The following is a 16,693-nucleotide window of genomic DNA, read 5'->3' as shown; positions in this document are numbered from 1 at the left end:
GATGCTCGGCGCGGTACTTGATCGGTACTAGTTCAGTAAGAGGCCGGTACTAGTTTGGTAAGAGTTTGGTGCCACCTCATGTGGCCTTCTTGTGGGGCATTGCTCGTCCCATTCCACCAGGAGGCCGCGATGAATGACGACCACGTTGATCCCAGTCCGGACCACTCCGAGACAGGCGCCCTCGATACTGCCCGCAGCGCATTCGGATTCTTGGTATCCGGGCCGTATCCGCTGTGCCTGGATGGCCGAATGTTTCCGGGGTTGCCGTCCCGGTGGTTGCGGCTGGATGAGGTGCGGGAGGCGGTGTTGCATCGCCGCTGCCCGCAGCAGGTGCGTGATCGGGTGTGGGCGCACTTGGTGGTGCGGTCGCGGGCCGAGGGCGGGGCGTGGGCGGTGGCGTGTGCCGGGGTCGCGTTGCCCGCGTTGACCACGATCGCCGCGCGCTTGTCGGCGCGATTCGCCGCCGACCCGGGGGACCTGCACTCGGCGGTGCTGGCCGGGTTCCTGTCCGGGCTCGCGGAGATCGACCTGGATGCACCGCGGATCATGAACCGGCTTCGCTGGGCCGCGTTCCGCGCCGGGCACGCGGCCCTGCGTGACGCCCTCGATGCCCCGGCTCCCGCCACCGGACGTCCCGTTCTCACGGCCCGCCTGGCGCGCTCCGTCGAGGTGCAGGCAGGGCACCCGGACCTGGTGCTAGCTCGCGCGGTCGCCGACGGCGCCCTAGCCCCAGGCGAAGCGGACTTGATCGCGGCCACCCGCCTCGACGGCCGCCCGCTGACGGAGCTGGCCGCCGAGCGTGGCCATTCGTATCCGGCGCTCAAACAGCAACGCCGCCGCGCCGAACACCGCCTCGCCACCTATCTCCACCAGTCCCGCGAACCTGCCGGTCCCGGCATCGCGAGAACCGCCGAGAAGTCACGCACAGTGACTCCGGACGTGAGCGGTTCGTCCCCGCGGACGCCACGTCCGCAGCCGCCACGCGGCCCGGCATCCGGAGCACAGGGATGACCCCGGCTCCCCGTTCCCGCTTCCACCCCGCTCGCCCCGGAGGTGTCCTCATGCGCAACACCACGTCACGCCTCGCCTCGCCCCGTCACCGTCGATTCCGCTGTCGTTCCGCTCGCCTGGATACCCGGCGGGTGCTGTTCCTGGTCGTGCTGGTGGCTTGCGGGCTGCTGGCGGTGTCGTGCCCGGCGCAGGCGGAGACCACGCACGTGGTCGCACTGGTGGGCTCGCTGGAGGAAGTGCTCACCAACATCCGCAACTGGGTCATAGGCATCCTCGCCCTGGTCGCGACCGTGTTCCTCACCATCGGCGGAGTCCGCTACCTGCTGGCCAACGGCGACCCCGGCGAGATCGAGAAAGCTAAGAGCAGCATCCGCAACGCCGCCTTCGGCTACCTGCTCGCCGCGTTGGCACCAGTGGTTGTGGACATCCTGCGCAGCCTGGTCGGGGCCTGACATGCACGCCCTGAGAACGCCCGCAGCACGGCTGGTTGTGATTGCGCTGTTGGCCGTGCTCGGCCTCGCCGGTCCCGCCGCGACTGCCCTGGCTCAGGCCCCTTCGCCCGCGCCGTCTCCTGTGCCTGCTCCTGCGGATCCGACGGTGCCGGTGCCGTTGCCGCCGCGCCCGGATGCGTGCGGGCCGGGCACGACGTTGCCGGTCTGCGCATTCCCTCCGCCTTCGACCAGGCCGCCCCCGGAGCCTCCGCAGCCGGTCACGCCGAAACCGGGTGGGGGTGAGGAGTGTGGGTTCTCGAACGTTCCGGCGTGCGTCTCGGATGCGGTCGCCTCGTTCTTCAAAGGTCTGGTCACGCCCGGTTTGAACGAGGTACTCGGGTTACTGGCCGATTCGTTGTTGGTGACGCCTCGACTGGACGAGTTGCCGGTGATGGGCGAGATCTGGGAGCAGTCTCGTCAGATCGTGCTCGTGGCCTACAGCCTCGTGGTCACGATCGCCGGACTCATCGTCCTGGCGTATCAGACCTTGCAGACCCGGGCGTCGATCAAAGAAGTACTACCGAGGGTCGCGGTCGGATTCCTCGCCGCGAACCTCTCGCTCCTGTTCGCTGGATACGCGATCGACATTGCGAACGCACTCTCGCAAGCAATTCTCGGGAACAACCTCGACCCGGGGCAAGCAGGGCAGGCGATGACCGAGACGTTGATGCAGGACCTCGACGTTGGCGGCGTCTTTCTCATTTTCGTCGCACTGGCGTTGTTGGTGATGCTTGTGGTGGTGCTGTTGACGTATGTCGTGCGGCTCATGCTCACCATCGTTCTGCTCGCCGCCGCGCCCCTGTTGCTGATGTGTCATGCGTTGCCGCAGACCGAGGGGATCGCGCTGTGGTGGTGGAAGGCATTTGGCGGAGTCCTCGTGATCCAGATCGGACAAGCCTTCACTCTGGTGGCAGCGATGAAAATGTTCTTCCTTCCCGGTGGTATCACGCTTTTCTGAAACCCGACCCTGTTTTTCGGCCTCTCGCGGTTGGTGTCTCATGATCAATTTTCTAGTGGCGCTTGCGCTGTGCTATGTGCTGATCAAAATCCCGTTCTGGGTATTGAGCTCGATCAAAGGGCGTGGCTCGTCACTGATCGGCGGTCTGATTCGGGGATTGATCGCTTACAAGACCTTCGGTCTTCTCCGTGGAGGTGGTCGTTCCGGGGCGCAGAAAACGAAGTCGGCAGCGTCGGCGGAGCCGGTGGATCCGTATGCGAAAGCGCGCACGGACGCTCGGGGGCAGTATGCGATTCCGTTCGAGGGAATCAAGCGGCGTAAGCCACCGAAGCCCGCACATCAGAAGTACGCGCCGAAGCAGACCACGCCTCGGTCCCGGCGTGGCCCCGACCGGCAACTGATGCTGCCCCTGGACGGGGAATGGCCCGAGAACAAGCCCGTCCTCGAAGCCGACGGGCAGTATCGGCTGCCGATGCGGGCACAACGCCAGCCCCGCCCGAAAGAACCAGTGTCACCGCTTCCGCGGAAACCGGGCCGTTCCCGGCAGATGAGGTTCCCGACCGATGGGGAATGGCCGGAGAACAAGCCCCGTGAAGGCGCGGACGGGCAGTACCGGCTGCCGATCTCGGTGCGCCGCCAGGCGCGCCCGGCCCCGCCGTCGGTGCCGCCGGAGCCGAAGGCGACCGGGCGTTCAGAGCAGATCGCGTTGCCGCTCGGGCGGGACTGGCCGGAGAACCGGCCCCGGGTGGGCCGCGACGGGCAGTACCGGCTTCCGCTCAACGTGCGCCGCCAATCCCCACCCCGCCCCGCCCGGCCCGCTGACCCACCGGCCTCGCCGCCCCGGGCGCCGCGGCGCCGCGCCGCCCGCCAGCTCCCGCTGCCGCTGAAGCCCCCACGCCGCAGTCTCCGTCATCCCCGTTCTTCTGGAGGCCCGTCATGAGTGCTCCGATCAAGATTCCCGCTGATGTCGAGGTCGAAGACCGCGTGCTCGGTCCGCTGACCGCGCGCCAGCTCGCCGTGTTCACCGCGACCGCCCTCGCGCTGTATGTGGCTTGGCGCGCGACCCACGGGCTCGTGCCGCTGCCCGTGTTCCTCGCTGTTGCGGTGTTCGTCGGGGGCGGGGTGGCGGTGCTGGTGCTGGGCCGCCGCGACGGCCTGCCCCTGGACCGGCTCCTGCTGGCTGCGCTGCGGCAACGCCTGCAGCCCCGCTTGCGGGTGGCCGCGCCCGAGGGCATCCAGCCCGCTCCGGCCTGGATCACCGCCCATACCACCACCGACTCACCCCACAACGACCGCGAGGTAGGGGTGGGGATCGGGTTGCCGGCCGAGGACATCTCCGAGGCCGGTGTCCTCGACCTCGGGCGCGACGGACTCGCCGTCGTCGCTGCCTGCTCCACAACGAACTTCGCCCTGCGGACGCCAGGGGAGCAGGAGTCGCTGGTCGGTGTGTTCGCCAGGTGGCTGCACTCATTGACGGCCCCGGCCCAGATCCTGGTGCGTGCCGAACGCCTGGATGTGTCCGGGCAGGTCGCCGAACTCGACGCCCACGCCCCCGGCCTGCCGCACCCGGCACTCGAGGCCGCTGCTCGCGAGCACGCCGACTACCTCGCCGACCTGGCGGAGGGCAATGACCTGCTACGCCGCCAAGTCCTGCTCGTCCTGCGCGAACCCCGCACGCCCCTCGCCAACTCCAGCGGGCTCGGCGGCCTGCTGCCCGGCCGCCGTGATCGTGAGGACTCCGGCGGGCACACCCCCGGCAGTGCCGAGCGGCGTGCCGCCGAAACCCGCCTGGCCCGGCGCCTCGGCGAAGCAGCCGAGCTACTGCACCCCGCCGGAATCACCGTGACCCCGCTTGATGCGGCCCAGGCGGAAACGGTGCTCGCGTCGGCCTGCAACCCGGACCGGCTCCTGTCCGCCTCGGCGGAGCTTGCCTCTGCCGGTGAAGCCGTGACAGCCCACCAGGACGAGGAGTGGCAGTAATGCGCGCGAAAAACACGGCACAGAAGGAAAACCCCTCCGCCGCGTTCATTCCCGACTCGCTGGCCGTGGGGACCCGGCACGTGCAGGTCGGCTCGGACTGGGTCGCGAGTTTCGCGATCACTGGGTTTCCCCGCGAGGTGCACCCGGGGTGGCTGTCGCCGCTGCTGACTTATCCGGGCCGCGTGGACGTCAGTGTGCATGTCACCCCGGTCGATCCTGCTACCGCGGCGAAAGGGCTGCGTAAGCAGCTCGGCAAGCTCGAATCCGGCCGCCGTCAAACCGCCGAGCACGGGCGGCTTGCCGACCCGCAGATCGAGGCCGCCACCGAAGACGCCTACGAACTTTCCGACCGGATCGCCCGCGGTGAAGGGAAACTGTTCCGCCTCGGGCTGTACGTGAGCGTGCACGCCGACACCGAACAGGCCCTGGCCGACGAAGTCCAAGCAGTCCGCTCCCTGGCGGCGAGCCTGCTGCTCGATGCCCAGCCCACGACGTTCCGCTCGGTGCAGGGCTGGGTGTCCACCCTGCCGATGGGCCTCGATCTGATCTGGATGCGCAGAGCCTTCGACACCACCGCGCTGGCCGCGAGCTTCCCGTTCACCAGCCCCGACTTGCCGCCGCCGAATCCGGCATCGCCTGCCGTGGCCGACGGGGTGCTCTACGGCTACAACCTCGGCTCCCAAGGGCTCGTGCACTGGGACCGGTTCGGCCCCGGGATGCACAACCACAACAGCGTGGTCCTCGGCCGCTCCGGCGCAGGCAAGAGCTACTTGGTGAAACTGGAGCTGCTGCGCAGCCTCTACCGCGGCGTCGAAGTCGCCGTCCTGGACCCGGAAGACGAGTACACGCGGTTGACCACGGCGGTCGGGGGGACGCAGGTCAATCTGGGAGAGCCGGGGGTGCGGCTGAACCCGTTCGACCTGCCCGTGCACGTCCGCGCCGACGGGCGCCGCACGATCGCCCCGGACGCCCTCGCCCGCCGGAGCCTGTTCCTGCACACCGTCCTGGCCGTCCTACTCGGCCGCGACCTCGATCCGGGCGAGCGAGCGGTGCTCGATCGCGGTATCTCGGCGACCTATCAGGCTGTCGGGATTACCGACGACCCGCGCACGTGGACCCGGCCTGCGCCGCTGCTGCGGGACTTGCGCGACGCCCTCGCCGCCGACGCCGACAGCACCGCGCGAACGTTGGCCGAGCGGCTGCACCCCTACGTCGACGGCGCGTTCTCGGGTCTGTTCGACGGGCCGACGACGACTGAACCCGAAGGCCACTTGGTCACCTTCGGGTTGCGCGAGTTGCCCGAGGAGCTCAAGCCGCTCGGGACGCTGTTGACGTTGGATGCGGTGTGGCGGCGGGTGACCAACCCCGCCGACCGGCGCCCCAGGCTGGTCGTGGTCGACGAGGCATGGCTGCTCATGCAGCAACCCGAAGGCGCTCGGTTCTTGTTCCGGATGGCGAAGGCCGCCCGCAAGCACTGGGCCGGGTTGACCGTGGCGACCCAGGACACCGCCGACGTTCTCGGCACCGACCTGGGCAAAGCCGTCGTCAACAACGCCGCCACCCAGGTCTTGTTGCGCCAGGCATCCCAAGCCATCGACGAGATCACCAGCGTGTTCGACCTCTCCGCCGGAGAACGCCAATTCCTCCTGTCCGCCGACCTCGGGCAGGGACTGCTCTCGGCAGGCACCCAGCGTGTCGCGTTCCAAGCCCTCGCCTCGCAGGTGGAGCACGAGCTGGTGACCAGCAACCCCGCCGAACTCGCCGACCACGACGCATTCAAAGAATCCACTGTGGACTCTGTTGAGTCCAGGGATGTCGACGAGGCCGCAGTGCCGATGGGCGACGACGGCGAACTCGACCTCGGCCCAGCCTGATTGCCACCCGCTCCGGAAGGGAGTAGCTGATGCTCGTTCTCACTCCACTGCCCAGCGCGTCCGAACCGGGCGGCAGCTGGGTGGCCGACTATCTCCGCGACCCGGCCGCAGTCCTCGGCCATGCTGTGCACGCTGCCGTACAGGTCGCCGTGGCCTGGTGGCCGGTCGTGGTGCCCTTGCTCGTCGTGGTCGCCGCGCTGCTGGCGTGGGCGCGGTGCTGGTGGCTGGCCCGTCGTCGCGCCGAGCTGGCCGCCGACGCACGGGTGGTGACGGTGCTCGCACCCCCGCAGGTGGACCCGGCGGGTGGGGCGGCGTTGTGGTCGAACCTCGTCGGGTTGCTGCGTCCCTCGTGGCGACGCTGGCTGCGCGGTCAGCCGCACGTGGCCTGGGAGTACGCGTTCTCCGAGGCGGGTACCGCGCTGCGGTTGTGGGTGCCGGGAGTGATCCCACCGGGCCTGGTCGAGCGCGCGGTGGAGGCCGCGTGGCCCGGTGCGCGCACCAGCACCGAACCTGCCGCCCCGCCGCTGCCGGAACCGGAGCACGGGCAGCAGCGAGTCCTCGTCGCCGGTGAACTGCGCCTCGGCAGGCCGGAAGCGTTGCCGATCCGTACGAGCTTCGACGTGGATCCTCTCCGCGGCATGGTGGGCGCTCCGGTCGGCCTGATGGCCGGCGAGTACGCCTGCGTGCAGGTCCTCGCCCGGCCCGTCACCGGCGCTCGCGCTGCCCGAGCCCGCCGCACGGCCCGGAACCTGCAGGCCGGTCACTCGACTCGGCTGGTGGGCCGGGTGGTGGACCTGCTGACCCCGCACACCACGCCCCGCCGACGCAGTACCACGCGAACACGGACGCCGCAGCAGGACCCCCAGACCTCCCTGGCGCTGTCGGCGCTGAACCGCGCCGTGGTCGCCAAACAGCAAGGCGGCCAGTACGAAACCCGCGTGCGCTACACGGTGACCAGCGAGCTCCCCGCCGACGCCAGCGAACAGCAGCTCCGTTCGGCATGCGAGACCGCACGAGGCCGGGCACACGCGCTCGCGTCGGGATTCGCGGCGTTCACTGATCACAACCACTACCGCCGCCACCGCCTCCTGCAACCGGCCCGGATCGTCGGTGAGCGACGGCTCGGCCGAGGCGACTTGCTGTCGGTCGCCGAGCTCGCCGCCGTCGCGCACCTCCCGCACGACGAGAACCTCCCCGGCCTGCACCGCGCCGGAGCGAAAGCACTCGCACCCCCACCCGGAATCCCTGTCCCCGGCCCCACGGTGAAGCCACTCGGAGACTCCGACTCCGGCCAGGACCGGCCGGTGGGGCTGCGGGTCACCGACGCACGGCACCACGTGCACGTGCTCGGCGCGACCGGCTCCGGGAAGTCCACGCTACTGGCGAACATGCTGCTCGCCGATGTCGAAGCCGAACGCGGCCTGGTCCTGATCGACCCGAAAGGCGACCTTGCCACCGACCTGCTGATGCGCCTGCCCCGCGACGCCGGGCAGCGGGTGGTGCTCTTCGACGCCGATAATCCCGCCCCGCCTCCGTGCCTGAACCCGCTCGACGGCGGTGATACCGACCTGGCAGTCGACAACCTGGTCTCGGTGTTCCGTCGGGTCTACTCCGCGTTCTGGGGACCGCGTACCGACGACGTCATGCGGGCAGCCTGCCTGACCTTGCGCGCCCAAGCCGGAGTCACCACCCTCGCTGACCTCCCGAAGCTGCTGGCCGAACCCGCGTTCCGTGCCCGCGTCGTGGCCCGCCTGCACGACCCTGTGCTGCGCGGCTTCTGGAGCTGGTACGACGAGCTCACCGAAGCCGGACGCTCCCAGGTCATCGCACCGTTGATGAACAAACTCCGCGCGTTCTTGCTGCGCCCGTTCGTTCGCGACGCCCTCACCGCCGGGCCTTCCACCGTGAACATGAGCCGGGTACTCGATGAGGGCGGGATCTGCCTGGTGCGCATCCCGAAAGGCTCCCTCGGCGAAGAAACCACCAAACTCCTCGGCTCCCTCGTCGTTGCCCGCACCTGGCAAGCCACCACCGCCCGCGCCCACACCCCACAACCCGAACGCCCCGACGCGAGCCTCGTGATCGATGAAGCCCACAACTTCCTCAACCTGCCGTATCCGATCGAGGACATGCTCGCCGAAGCCCGCGGCTTCCGGCTCTCGATGACGCTGGCCCACCAGCACCTCGGGCAACTCCCACGCGACCTGCGCGAAGGCATCTCCACCAACGCCCGCTCCAAGATCTACTTCGCCGCCGGACCCGACGACGCCCGCGACCTCGCCCGCCACACCCACCCGCACCTGTCCGAGCACGACCTCACCCACCTCGGCGCCTACCACGCCGCCGCACGCCTGGTCTCCCACGGCGAACACGCACGCCCCTTCACCCTCACCACCCGCCCCCTGCCCGACCCCATCCCCGGCCGGGCACGCCACATCCGCACCACCAGCCAACACGCCACAGTGGACACACAAAGCCCGCGCTAGAAGCCGCTCCCTCCCCGCATTCCGCCCCGCCGTGCCCGACACGGCCATCTCGTCGTGCCCGTTTTTCCGATCTCTGTGAGGTGTGTGATGTCTGTGCCAACTCCACGTCAGCGTGCGCTGCGCAGCCCCCGTGTCGACGGGCGTGTGCCGCGTGCGGCGAACACGCTCGAGCACCAGGTCTTCTTGATCTCCCGGCTGACACCCCGGGACCGGTGGCTGGCGGCGATGCTGCACGAACACCGGGTGCTGACCAGCCCGCAGATCACCCGGTTGGCGTTCCCGTCCGAACGGGCCGCCCGAGCCCGGTTGCGGGAACTGTTCCAGTGGTCGGTGCTCGACCGGTTCCAACCCTTCGTGACCTACGGGACCGCGCCCATGCACTACGTGCTCGGCCCCGCCGGGGCCACCGTCCTGGCCGCCCAACACGGCGTGGACGGCAAAGACCTCGGCTACCGGCGCGAGCGCGCGTTCGCCGTGGCCAACAGCCTGCGACTCGCCCACCTGATCGGCACCAACGACCTGCTCTCCACCCTCGCTGCCACCCGAGGCCGCGACGAGGCGGGATTAACGTGCTGGTGGTCGGAAGCACGCTGCACCCGCCACATCGGCGACCTCGTCCGCCCCGACGCCTACGCCCACTGGCACAGCCCCCGCACCGATCTCGGGGCCTACCTGGAGTTCGACCTCGGCACCGAATCCCTGACCCAACTCACCCGCAAACTCTCCGGCTACCACGACCTCGCCCAAGCCACCGGCCACACCACACCCGTCCTGATCTGGCTGCCCACCACCCGACGCGAAACCACCGCCCGACGAGCCCTGCACCGAGCCTGGACCCAACTCGCTCGCCCGGCCACCGTCCCCATCGCCACCGCCACCCCGCAACCCGTCTTCGACCCCGCCGCACACGTCTGGCTCCCACTGGACGCGACCGGGCCGCGACTCTCCCTCTCCGCACTACCCGACCACTGGCCCGACCTGGCCGCACCCGACACCACCAGCGAACACGACCCGCCCTCCCCAGCGGGCGCCACCGTGCTCCTGCCGCCACCTCCACCCCGCGCGCCAGCAATGCGCCCCGGTGACCGGTGACCGCCGTGGTACGCCTCATCACCACGGCCGCCGCCGCGTTCCTGCTCCTGCTCGTCACCCTCATCGCCGCCGTGACCGGCACCGTCGCCGCCCTCACCGGCAGCAGCGGCGGAAGCGGGAGCACGCCTAGCGAGGCGGCACTGGCCGACATCCCCGCCGACTACCTCGCCCTCTACCAACACGCCGCACCCCTATGCCCCGGACTGGACTGGGCCGTAATCGCCGCGATCGGCAAAATCGAAACCGACCACGGACGCCTCGACGCCCCCGGAGTCCACGACGGCGAAAACTTCGCAGGCGCGGGCGGACCGATGCAATTCCTCGCCCCCACCTTCGACTCCGTCACCGCCGAACATCCGCTCCCACCAGGCGGAGCAACCCCGCCGTCGCGGTACCACCCGCACGACGCCATCCACGCCGCCGCCTTCTACCTCTGCGACTCCGGCGCCCGCCACGGCGACCTCCGCTCGGCGATCTTCGCCTACAACCACGCCGACTGGTACGTCTCGAAGGTCCTCGCTCAAGCCGAGGACTACCGGGCCGCGGCGAGCACGCCGGCCACCTCGCCCGACGGCTGGAGCGTGCCGGTGCAAGGACGGTGCACCTCCGGGTTCGGGCCACGCGAGGGCGAGTTCCACGAGGGCCAAGACCTCGCCGCACCCATCGGCACCCCCATCCTCGCCGCCCATGACGGCACCGTGATCAACGCAGGCCCCGCTTCTGGCTACGGCCTCTGGGTCCGCATCCAACAACCTGATGGCACCGTCACCACTTACGGCCATAACCATCGAAACAACGTCGTTGAGGGACAAGCCGTGCGGTCCGGGCAACCGATCGGTGTGGTCGGTAACCGCGGCCAATCGACCGGAGCCCACCTTCATTTCCAGATCGAGGTAGACGGACGGCCGGTTGATCCCGCCGAGTTCTACACGCAGCGTGGGTTCCGAATGTGCCGCTGACATGCCTAGGAGTGGAGAAACTCGCGGTATCCGCGCCGGTCAATCCGGTTCTGAGGCATCATGGTTAGGGCAGGACGACGAACTGCGATGGAGCCACTCAATCATGGAGGATTGCAAACCTGGCGAAGTGAACAACAGCGTCAGTGAAGGAACGGTGGACTCGCTGCTCCAAGCCGGGCAGGTCCGGGACGTGTACCTGGGTGGAGTACGGCGGGTGCAGTGGCCGCAGCGCGTAGGTGTGATCCCCGCGCGAGTAGGGAGCTTCCAGCATCGCGATCTCACCGCACTCCCGGACCACACTGCAGGTGCTGGAGCTGCATGGGTGCTTTCCGGCATGGGGGGAGTCGGGAAAACTCAAGCGGCCGCTGACTACGCGCAACGCGCGTGGTCGACGGGAGTGGTCGAGTTGGTGGTGTGGGTCGACGCGTCCTCACGAGCGGCGATCCTGGCTACCTATGCGGCAGCGGCCAACCAACTGGGATGGCACACCGGACAGCAGACCGATCTGGCAGCTACGCGATTTCTCGATGGACTCGCCGTACTGGCGAAACCTTGGTTGGTTGTACTCGACGATCTCGAATCTCCAGGTGTCGTAAGTGGATTGTGGCCACCGGCCACGCTCACCGGGCGAGTTGTGGCTACCACGCGCCGCCGCGAGGATGCGTTGACCGGCCACCTCCGCACTCTGATCTCGGTCGGTGTGTTCACCCCGACCGAATCACTGCGCTACCTCGCCGATCGGTTCGGCCATGAATCCAGCCGACTTGCCGAGGCTGCTGATCTGGCGGTCGAGTTGGGTCATCTGCCACTCGCTTTGTCCCAGGCCACTGCGTACATCGTCGATGAAGACCTCGACTGTCGCGGGTATCGGCGCCTGCTTGCTGATCGACGTCAAAAGCTGGTTGAACTCGTTCCTGAACCGGATGCGTTACCCGATGACCATCGCAACCCCATCACAGGAACGTGGTCGTTGTCGGTTGCTTTGGCCGACCGGCAACGGCCCCGGGGGCTCGCACCTCGCGTCTTGGAGGTTGCCGCACTCCTGGATGCAAACGGCATTCCTGTCGAGTTGTTCACCACTCGCGCCGTTCAGAATTACCTCACCCACCAGCTGGGGCGGGAGGTGACCGGCCATGCGATCCGCAGTGCGTGGCGAGTGCTGCACCGCCTCAATCTCATCACCGACAATCCGAGCGAGAGCCCACACACCATCCGCATTCACGGGCTGGTCCAGCGTGTTGCGCGCGAAGAGCTCACCGAGAGCCAGTTCGCCGGTCTCGCCCGTGTTGCCGCCGATGCGCTTGGACAGATCTGGCCCGAGATCGAACGAGATCGCCTCTATGCTCGCCTCCTGCGCGTGAACGCGAGCGCACTTCACAACTACGCGATCGAGCAGCTCAACATCGGCCGTGTCCACCCAATCCTGTTCCGGTTAGGGCGAAGCCTCCACGAAAGCGGCCTGCTCAAGGCAGCGATCGACCACTACCGGGATCTGTGCATCACCTCGGCACGGTCGCTCGGCCGAGATCATCCTGACACTCTTACTGCCCGAGATAATCTGGCTTCAGCGCGAAGCAGAGCGGGTGATGCCGCCAGTGCTGCGGAAGACTGTGCGCGGTTGCTTGCCGACCGGGTGCGAGTGTTCGGCCCTGATCACCCCGACACGCTGACCACCCGCCACAACCTCGCCTCGTCTCGTGGCAGGGCTGGCGATGTCGCGGGGGCGATGGAGGAGTGTGAGCGGTTGCTCGCCGACCGAACACGCGTGCTGGGGTCAGATCACCCAGACACGCTCGCCACCCGAAGCGGCCTCGCTGTGTGGCGGGGGAGAGCGGGCGACGCCGCGGGGGCTGTGACCGCGTTTGAGGAGTTGTTCGCTGACCGATTGCGAATCCTCGGCCCGGATCACCGTGCCACTCTGGCAAGTCGCGGCAACCTCTCCTCATGGCGCGGCAAAGCGGGCGATGTTGCGGGAGCTGTAAAGGAGTGTGAGCGATTGCTGGCCGACCGAACACGCGTGCTGGGGTCAGATCACCCAGACACGCTCATCACACGAAGCAACCTCGCGTGGTGGCACGGCGTAGCGGGTGATGTCGCAGGGGCTGCAGAGGAATCCGAGCACGTGCTCGCCGACCGAACACGAGTGCTGGGAACAGATCACCCCGACACCGACTACGCGCGCGCTATGCGCGACTACTGGTCGAGCGAAAGCAGCACTGATTGAGCCTCACCGGAGAGTGAGCAAAGAAGTTTCGTTACAAGCCCGTGGCAACAATGAACGTCGCTGCCTGCGCGATGTCGCGCGTCCTGACGAACGTGAATTGGCCGGGGCGTGAGCGGCGTCCGCTCACGCCCCGGCCCCGAGGGTGCGGCTGATGCTGGTTAGTCGCGCGCACCGGCCGGATGGGTGTCCCACGGACCTCCGGCGGGCAGGCGTTCGACGTCGCCGACCCCGCTGCCGACAAGTCCAGCAACAGGCCTTTCGCAGTGGTCGATCAGCAGGATCTTCAGGGTAAACAGAGGCGCGGTGGTGTCGAGGGGAACGATGTTGTGGAACGAGGCGAGCTCGAACAGGGTAAGCATCACGTAGCGGATCTGGGTGCGGTCCGGGTCGGCTTCGACGGAGAGGCCCCATACGCGGAGGACGAGTTCGCGTTGCTGCGGGTTGATCTCGATGCGGGTGTTGATGTGGGCGGGCAGGCCGTCGTCGGCGCGGAGTTCGGTGATGGCGTCGGCGAGGCGCACGGCGGTGGCTTCGAGGCTGTAGCCATGGCCGGTTCCGGCGCGCAGGCCGTGGATCGCGTAGGTGTTTTCGGGCATGACGAGTCCTTTCGCCGCACGGGCAATCGCCGCACGGGATAGTGAGAGAAACTGGAATTGACGGCGCCGGGATGGCGCTGATGCGTATCGACGCTCCATGGGGTTGGGTTGTCAATCCGGAATCCGGTGAATGGACCCAGTTGGGGTAACGATGTCGGGGTTTCATGCCTAGCGGGAAACAAGTCACGTGTCTTGTTTGCGATTCCGCTTGACATTCGGAGCGGTATCGAGCGTCCATGGATGGCGTCACCCCGCGATTTCTGGATGCGCACCGGGTGGGGTGGCGCCCCGGCCGGGGCATGGCCCCTATTGGTTTCCTGATGGATATGGGAGTGAAGTCATGCCCGCGAAAAACACGAAGAAGACGAACACCAAATCAGCCAAGAAGAACCGCGCGGCCACGGCCCCGGCCGCACAGTCCGACACCGCCGCCCCTGCGGCGGATGCCGTGCCGGATGCGGCCCCGGCCGCACAGGGCGGAGACGGCGGTCCCCGGACCGACGCCGAGGGTCAGCTCTGGACGGTGCTGTCTGCCGAGCCGCAAACCACGGCTGCGCTGGCCGTGGCGGCCGGGGTCGGCCGGTCCACGGCGGCGAAGGCCCTGCCTAGGTGGGCACAGGCAGGCACGGTCATCCGCGATGTCGTCGGTTCGCGATCGGTGTGGTCCCGCCCGCAGCACCCGGCACCCGAAGCTGCCCCCGACCAAGACCAAGACCAAGAGTCGGTATCGGAGTCGGGAGAGGTTCCCCGACAGCCTGAGCTCGCGGTCGTGCCCGAAGGGGCGACGGAGGAGGGGGCCGAGGCTGAACCGAACTCGGGGCAGAAGGAGGAGTCTGCACTGCCGGTGACGCAGGAACGGTTGGCACCCGGAGCGTTGCACGGTTTGGTCGAGGATTTCCTCACCGAGCACCCCGGTGTTGAATTCGGACCGAGCAAGATCGGGAAGGAATTGGGTCGGTCCTCGGGGGCTGTGAACAACGCGCTGGAAAAGATGACGGAAAAAGGCGTTGTGGTGAAGACCTGCGAGGCGCCGAAACGGTTCACGCTCGCCGCGAACGACGACTGAGTCCTCTCGTTTCGGGCGTTACGGTGGGGCCGTGTCGTGCGCGGCACGGTCTCGCCCCCATTCTGTGTGCGTGACATGGAGGTCGTGATCGTGGAGAACGAATTGAGTTCAGATGTGACCGGGTGGCCGCTGGAATCCGAGGAGGACTATCGGGGGCGTACCGGTGTGCGTGGCGATGAGGTTGTGTTGGCCGCCCCGGGGGTCGCGGTGCGTCCGCCGTGGGCGCGGGCCGACGGGTGGGGGCTGGCGGTGACCGAGTTCGATCCCGGCCCCGCCGGTGGCCCCGGCCCGGTGCGGTTTCTGGGGAAGTGGCGGACTTCGCCACAGCCCCCGCATCCACTGATGCCCGGGCCGATGGCGGTGGTCGTTTTGACCGCGCACGGCGGGGTGGCGCCGGAATCGGCGGAGGCGGTGGATGCGCGGGTGGTGGTCGCGACTCCGGTCGGGTGGCGGATGTGCCAGGCATTCTGGGGCCTGGATCGGTCGTGGCCGTCCACAGTGGCCCCGGCAGTCCAGATCGCCCTCGCGGCTGATCCTAACTATCCGGCGGTGATGGCCTAGTCCGAGTTCCGTGCGGGCCGTACGAACCTGCGCGCCGATGAGATCATTCTCGCCGCGTCCGGAGTCCGGGTGCGCCCACCGATGCGCACACCGTCCTGGGCGCACTGCCTGGAACTCGTCGTCTCGGAGCTTGCCGGGCCACCTGACGAGGCCGATGGACCGATCCCGAGGCTGCTGTCGGCCATCTGGCGCCGGAGCGCTCGGCCGCCGGTTCCCGGCCGCCCGTGCGAAGTGCTGATCATGTTGGAGGAGGCCGAACCGGTGGGCGATGCGGCGCGGGTGACGGTGCGGCTGCTGCACGGCGAAACGGGGGTGTGGCGCATGGTCGGGCACTGGCCCAGCCTCGGCGAGCGTTGGCCGCTTGTGATCGCTCCGACCGTGCGGCTGTTGATGAGCGCCCAGGGCCACCACTTCACCCACTCCGTGCCCTGGTCACGCTGACCGTCCACCCACCCAGAACCGTGCCCCGCCCCCCGGTGGCGGGGCACGGCCATGTCCAGCCGGGGAACCCGTACGGGGTGCAGCGGGCTGCGTGCCCGGCACGGTCCGACACCGCCGACGCCCGGACACCGGCGACGGGCAAGGGCGGCGCCGAAACCGCCGGGCGGGGCGGGCCAGGACCCCTACCCGGCGGGCGGTGGTATTCGGCACCGTTGCCGCTACGCGGCGCCTGTCTGCCTCGCCTGCGACTTCGGGTGCTCGCGGCTCGCGGGTAGGGCTGAACTGAGGACGTGGTGTTCTCGCCGGCATCGAGGTGGCGAGGACACGGTGCCGCGGCGAGGAGCCTCGCCTACGGAGCAGGGGCTCGTGGAGAACCTGGGCGGGGGCGGAGTGCGCGGTTTACGGTCCAGGCGTGGCGACGCGGGCACAGCGTGAGCGATGGCGTGAGGAGGGCGCGCGGCTTGCGCAGGCAGCGGAACGGGCACGGGAAGAAGCGCGGCGCGGGCAGGCGGCGGGCCTGGCCGGAATCGCGCCGATAGTGCCGGTGTCGCGCTACATCTGGGTGGGGCTGCTGGACGAGCTGGGGTGGGCGGCCGGACGCGGGGAGCTCCCCGGCGGGGTCCGGCGCCTGGCGCTGGAGATGGCCGAGGAGATCCTCGCCGAACCACCCGACTAGCCCTCGGCGGCTGCCACGTGACGGCCTGTTGCCCGCATTTCGCCGGTTGGCGCCCCGGCCGCGCGGGGGCGACTACCGGCACGCGTACCCGTGGTCCTGGGTGATGGGTGCCGATGGTGCCCCGTTGGCGTGGTTCGCCCCCGGTTCCCGTGTGGCGCGGGTACCAGGGGTGAACGGGTGCGGAACCGGTGGCGTGGCGGGTGCGGGGTGGTGACCGAGTGCGGTGCGGGGCCGACCGGTAGGTGGTCGGCCCCGCACCGGGCTCGGGCTGCCGGGGG

General features: G+C 68.8%; 15 protein-coding genes. 14 read left to right on the top strand and 1 reads right to left on the bottom strand.

Translation table 11 applies throughout. The features are described from left to right. Nucleotides 1-303: 303 nt before the first annotated feature. From BJ969_RS17600 to BJ969_RS17555, 10 genes are all read left to right on the top strand, one after another. A complete protein-coding gene (locus BJ969_RS17600; RefSeq protein ID WP_184480008.1) occupies nt 304-1,011 on the top strand; it encodes a hypothetical protein in 708 nt (235 codons plus the stop codon). Nucleotides 1,012-1,142: 131 nt separating this feature from the next. Next, the gene (locus BJ969_RS17595) at nt 1,143-1,463 is read left to right on the top strand and encodes a pilin (protein WP_343071460.1); all 321 of its coding nucleotides are present in this window, start codon (nt 1,143-1,145) and stop codon (nt 1,461-1,463) included. Nucleotide 1,464: 1 nt separating this feature from the next. Beyond that, complete coding sequence (locus BJ969_RS17590) at nt 1,465-2,460, top strand: TrbL/VirB6 family protein (protein WP_246456922.1); 996 nt, start codon at nt 1,465-1,467, stop codon at nt 2,458-2,460. 40 nt (nt 2,461-2,500) lie between these two features. Beyond that, entirely contained in the window at nt 2,501-3,400 is a 900-nt protein-coding gene (locus tag BJ969_RS17585; RefSeq protein ID WP_184480006.1) for a hypothetical protein, read from the top strand. Next, nucleotides 3,397-4,440 (top strand): PrgI family protein, encoded by a 1,044-nt coding sequence (locus BJ969_RS17580; RefSeq protein WP_184480004.1) that lies wholly within the window; start codon nt 3,397-3,399, stop codon nt 4,438-4,440. The genes BJ969_RS17585 and BJ969_RS17580 overlap by 4 nt, the downstream gene beginning before the upstream one ends. Beyond that, the gene (locus BJ969_RS17575) at nt 4,440-6,314 is read left to right on the top strand and encodes a VirB4 family type IV secretion system protein (protein WP_184480002.1); all 1,875 of its coding nucleotides are present in this window, start codon (nt 4,440-4,442) and stop codon (nt 6,312-6,314) included. The genes BJ969_RS17580 and BJ969_RS17575 overlap by 1 nt, the downstream gene beginning before the upstream one ends. Nucleotides 6,315-6,343: 29 nt before the next feature. Further along, nucleotides 6,344-8,800, top strand: coding sequence for a type IV secretory system conjugative DNA transfer family protein (locus BJ969_RS17570; protein WP_184480000.1), 2,457 nt, complete (start codon nt 6,344-6,346; stop codon nt 8,798-8,800). 87 nt (nt 8,801-8,887) lie between these two features. Continuing rightward, nucleotides 8,888-9,892, top strand: coding sequence for a replication-relaxation family protein (locus BJ969_RS17565; RefSeq protein ID WP_221315857.1), 1,005 nt, complete (start codon nt 8,888-8,890; stop codon nt 9,890-9,892). 5 nt (nt 9,893-9,897) lie between these two features. Then, nucleotides 9,898-10,851, top strand: coding sequence for a peptidoglycan DD-metalloendopeptidase family protein (locus BJ969_RS17560; RefSeq protein WP_184485422.1), 954 nt, complete (start codon nt 9,898-9,900; stop codon nt 10,849-10,851). 127 nt (nt 10,852-10,978) lie between these two features. After that, nucleotides 10,979-13,075, top strand: a complete 2,097-nt coding sequence (locus BJ969_RS17555) for a tetratricopeptide repeat protein (protein ID WP_184479996.1) — start codon at nt 10,979-10,981, stop codon at nt 13,073-13,075. 158 nt (nt 13,076-13,233) lie between these two features. Here the strand turns inward: BJ969_RS17555 and BJ969_RS17550 are convergent, their stop codons facing one another. Then, nucleotides 13,234-13,671 carry a hypothetical protein gene (locus BJ969_RS17550; protein ID WP_184479995.1) on the bottom strand — a complete coding sequence of 146 codons (438 nt, stop codon included), beginning with the start codon at nt 13,669-13,671 and terminating at the stop codon, nt 13,234-13,236. Between the two features lie 340 nt (nt 13,672-14,011). Here BJ969_RS17550 and BJ969_RS17545 point away from each other — a divergent pair, with 340 nt between their 5' ends. The 4 genes from BJ969_RS17545 to BJ969_RS17530 all read left to right on the top strand — a co-directional run bounded on the left by BJ969_RS17545 (nt 14,012) and on the right by BJ969_RS17530 (nt 16,415). Continuing rightward, nucleotides 14,012-14,737 (top strand): hypothetical protein, encoded by a 726-nt coding sequence (locus tag BJ969_RS17545; RefSeq protein ID WP_184479992.1) that lies wholly within the window; start codon nt 14,012-14,014, stop codon nt 14,735-14,737. A 75-nt stretch (nt 14,738-14,812) separates the two neighbouring features. Then, nucleotides 14,813-15,298 carry a hypothetical protein gene (locus BJ969_RS17540; protein WP_184479990.1) on the top strand — a complete coding sequence of 162 codons (486 nt, stop codon included), beginning with the start codon at nt 14,813-14,815 and terminating at the stop codon, nt 15,296-15,298. Between the two features lie 81 nt (nt 15,299-15,379). After that, nucleotides 15,380-15,739, top strand: a complete 360-nt coding sequence (locus BJ969_RS17535) for a hypothetical protein (protein ID WP_184479988.1) — start codon at nt 15,380-15,382, stop codon at nt 15,737-15,739. Nucleotides 15,740-16,151: 412 nt separating this feature from the next. Then, a complete protein-coding gene (locus tag BJ969_RS17530) occupies nt 16,152-16,415 on the top strand; it encodes a hypothetical protein (protein ID WP_184479986.1) in 264 nt (87 codons plus the stop codon). The last annotated feature ends 278 nt before the right edge of the window (nt 16,416-16,693 follow it).

Source organism: Saccharopolyspora gloriosae, assembly GCF_014203325.1.
GTDB classification, from domain to species: domain Bacteria; phylum Actinomycetota; class Actinomycetes; order Mycobacteriales; family Pseudonocardiaceae; genus Saccharopolyspora_C; species Saccharopolyspora_C gloriosae.
The sequence above is the reverse complement of the archived record's forward strand: the minus strand, read 5'-3'. Positions and strand labels throughout refer to the sequence as shown.